Annotated in this window: 1 protein-coding gene; it reads right to left on the bottom strand. The window is 67.0% G+C overall.

Features of this window, described 5'->3' with window-relative positions; genetic code table 11:
* Nucleotides 1-71: 71 nt before the first annotated feature.
* Nucleotides 72-1,220: an aldo/keto reductase gene (locus QMX83_RS21420; protein WP_282298640.1), complete on the bottom strand. Its 1,149-nt coding sequence runs from the start codon at nt 1,218-1,220 to the stop codon at nt 72-74.
* Nucleotides 1,221-1,489 lie beyond the last annotated feature (269 nt).

Below are 1,489 nucleotides of genomic sequence, written 5' to 3'. Positions count from 1 at the left end.
CCCGGCTGCTTTTCGCGTCACACCATCCGCCAACGGCAGCCGGGCAAGCCCGGCTCTACAATCCCAGCGTCTTACGCCGGCACCGGTGCATCTGCCGCAATCAACTTCTCCTGCTTCAACTCCGCCCAGAAATCGGCTGGAATCGCGATGCCCATCGACGCCACATTCGCCCGCACCTGTTCCGGCGTCCGCGCGCCCGGAATGATCGACGACACCACCTCGGGCGCATCGGCAAACTGCAGCGCTGCCGTACGCAGATCAATCCCATGGCGCTCGCACACTGCGGCGATCTTCGCGCGCTTGGCCGGTGCCCACTCTGGAATCGGGCTGCCATACAGATAACGCTCGCGCCCGGTCAGATACCCCGCCAGCAACGGCGAACCCACCATCACCGATACGCCATTCTCGGCCAGCTTGGGGAAGGTGTCACGCAAGGTCGCTTCGTGGTCCAGAATCGAATACTGGCAGGCCAGCAGCATGATGTCCGGATCCGCCTCGGCCACCGCGCGCAACGCCGGCTGCGGCCGATTCACGCCAAAGCCCCATGCCTTGATCAGCCCTTCTTCGCGCATGCGGGTCAGCTCGGGCATCGCGCCTTTCGCCGCTTCGGCGAAGCGTTGCTCCCACGGCATGCCGAGGTCTTTGTTCTCCGGCGACAGATCGTGAATCAACACGATATCCAGCTGTGACACGCCGAGCCGGTTGAGGCTGTCTTCCACCGAGCGGCGCGTGCCGGCGGCGGAGTAGTCGTAGACGTAGCGGAACGGAGCAGGATCGTGCCAGTTGGTTTTCTGCAGCGGCCCGGCAGTGCCGGTAAGCAGACGACCGGTCTTGCTCGACAGCGTGTACTCGGCAGCGGGATGGTTGTGCAGTTCGCGCCCCATGCGCCGCTCGCTCAGTCCCAACCCGTACCACGGCGAGGTATCGAAGGTGCGCACACCGGCCGCCCATGCCGCAGCCACGGTGGCATGGGCGGCCTCATCAGTGGTGGGCGCCAGGCTGCCGCCGAGCGGCGCGCCGCCCAGGCCCAGCCGGGTCAGAGGACGATAGCGGCCGCCGGGGCGCGGTGCATTGGTGGCCAATGCAGTATTGGCACGCGGCGTACCGCGCGTCGGCAACACGCTTCCCGGGGCAGGGGAGGTCTGCGCCAGCAAGGGTGACGCAGCGGCAAGGGCGGCACCGGCCGCGGCGAGGGTAAGGAAGTGGCGTCGTGAGGTCACGTCAGTCTCCGGTGGGGGATGGCGGGCGGATGTCTCGCAGAGCCGTTCCACCTTAACTGCGCCCATGTAAACGCAATGGAAGCACCCCGTGACCGCACGGTGCCAGGCAAGCCCGGCTGCTCCCCGCAGTGACATGGCCCGTAGAGCCGGGCTTGCCCGGCTGCTCTTCGCAGGAACCCAACCCCGTAGAGCCGGGCTTGCCCGGCTGCTCTTCGCAGGAACCCAACCCCGTAGAGCCGGGCTTGCCCGGCTGCTCTTCGCGCCAAACC

It is taken from the genome of Stenotrophomonas sp. PS02289 (assembly GCF_029960115.1).
GTDB lineage: Bacteria > Pseudomonadota > Gammaproteobacteria > Xanthomonadales > Xanthomonadaceae > Stenotrophomonas.
This window is presented reverse-complemented; position numbering and strand designations above follow the sequence as displayed.